This window comes from Pontimicrobium sp. MEBiC01747, from assembly GCF_053601635.1.
In genome coordinates this window covers 1-2,252 of the sequence record NZ_JBSHNS010000432.1, presented here as the reverse complement: position 1 = coordinate 2,252, position 2,252 = coordinate 1, and the positions used below count along the sequence as shown (strand labels likewise).

The following is a 2,252-nucleotide window of genomic DNA, read 5'->3' as shown; positions in this document are numbered from 1 at the left end:
ACCTTAAAGCGTTCACAGCTTCTAGCTTCAATCATAGCCGAGAACAATAAACGGTCTACTAAACTTTGAGTTCTATTACCGCCTTTATTCATAAACTTATACAACTCATTAACATAACTGTCTTTACGCTCTCTTCCTAATTTGTACCCTCTTTTTTTTATAATGTCGTGTACCATTTGGAAATGTTCTAGCTCTTCTTGTGCTAATAGCAGTAAATCGGTAACTAACTCTTCGTGTTCGCTATTGTTGGTAATTATGGTTATCGCATTAGTCGCCGCTTTTTGCTCGCACCAAGCGTGGTCTGTAAGAATTTCTTCAATATTAGACTCTACTATATTTACCCAACGCGGGTCTGTTTCCAACTTTAAATGAAGCATAATTTTAATTTTTGGTAAAGGTAGGTATTAACTTATATAATTCCAGATGTTTTTGTATTTACTCATCTGTCTATAGGTTTCTAAAATAGGGGCGTGTTCGGGTAATCTAAGCGAAGGGTCGTTTTTTAATACTTGTTTGGCATGGTAACGTGCGTGTTGCAATATATCGTTATCTTTTACAATGTCTGCAATGCGTAGGTTTAAAACACCGCTTTGTTGTGTACCCATAATATCTCCAGGGCCACGTAAACGTAAATCGACTTCTGCTATTTCGAAACCATCGTTGGTTCGTACCATTGTTTCTAGGCGAGTTTTGCTATTCTCAGACAGTTTATGACTCGTCATTAAAATACAGAAACTTTGTTCAGCTCCTCGTCCAACTCGGCCTCTTAATTGATGTAATTGCGATAAGCCAAAACGTTCCGCACTTTCAATAATCATGACCGAAGCATTAGGTACATTTACACCAACTTCTATAACTGTTGTGGCTACCATAATTTGGGTTTGCCCCTTAATAAAACGTTGCATTTCGAACTCCTTATCGGCAGGTTTCATCTTGCCATGTACAATAGAAATTTGATACTCTGGTGCAGGAAAATCTCGGGCAATACTTTCGTAGCCATCCATTAAATCTTTGTAGTCCATTTGGCTGCTTTCTTGTATTAAAGGATAGACAATATAAACCTGTCTTCCTTTAGCAATTTCATCGCGAACAAAACGAAAAACTTTAAGGCGATTGGAGTCGTATCTATGTACTGTTTTTATAGCCTTTCTTCCTGGTGGTAATTCATCAATTATAGAGATGTCTAAATCACCATAAACAGACATAGCTAATGTTCTTGGAATTGGTGTTGCGGTCATGACCAAAACGTGAGGAGGGAGGCTGTTTTTTTTCCATAATTTAGAGCGTTGAGCAACACCAAAACGATGCTGTTCGTCGATAACTGCGAGTCCTAAATTCTTGAATTTTACTTTATCTTCAATTAATGCATGAGTGCCAATTAGGATGTCTAATTCGCCATTTTCTAGCATTTCATGAATTATTTTTCGTTCTGAAGTTTTACTTGAACCTGTGAGTATTTTTATGTTGATATTCAGGTTTTTACATAGTTCATTTAATCCGTTATAGTGCTGGACTGACAAAATTTCAGTTGGCGCCATTAAACAGGCTTGAAAACCATTGTCAACCGCCATGAGCATTGACATTAATGCTACAATAGTTTTGCCAGAGCCTACATCTCCTTGTAATAAACGATTCATTTGTGCATTTTGCCCTAAATCGTACCTGATTTCTTTCAACACACGTTTTTGTGCATTGGTTAATTCAAAGGGTAAATTGTTTTTGTAAAAGGTATTAAAATGCGTTCCGATAGAATCAAAAGGAAAGCCTTTTATTTTTGTTTTATGAATTAAATTTTTCAGAATTAATTGCAATTGAATATAAAATAATTCTTCAAATTTTAGTCTAAATTGAGCCTTAAAAAGTAGCTCAGAATTCTTAGGAAAATGGACGTTAAAAAGCGCTTCAGATTTTGAAATTAAATGCAGTTCAGATAGCAAATTTTTAGACAAAGTTTCAACAAATCTTCCTTTGGTTTCAAGGAACAAATTTTGCATAATTTTTGTCATTACCCGATTGGTAATTCCCTTGTTAGATAATTTCTCTGTAGAAGGGTAAATGGCTTGCATGGATGAGCGTAAATTTTTCTCGTGCTCTTTTAATAATTCAGTTTCGGGATGCGGCATGTTAAACTTGCCATTAAACCAATTTGTTTTTCCAAAAATAACATAAGGTGTGTTTAATTTTAAACTTTCTCTAATCCATTTTTGTCCTCGAAACCAAACCAATTCCATAGTCCCAGTTTCATCTTGAAA

Annotated in this window: 2 protein-coding genes; both read right to left on the bottom strand. The window is 35.3% G+C overall.

From position 1 onward, the window contains the following. A partial coding sequence (miaE, locus tag ACVC2P_RS13985) for a tRNA isopentenyl-2-thiomethyl-A-37 hydroxylase MiaE (RefSeq protein ID WP_452599071.1) occupies positions 1–377 on the bottom strand: 377 nt, incomplete at its 3' end. Between the two features lie 27 nt (positions 378–404). Further along, a partial coding sequence (recG, locus tag ACVC2P_RS13980; protein WP_452599070.1) for an ATP-dependent DNA helicase RecG occupies positions 405–2,252 on the bottom strand: 1,848 nt, incomplete at its 5' end.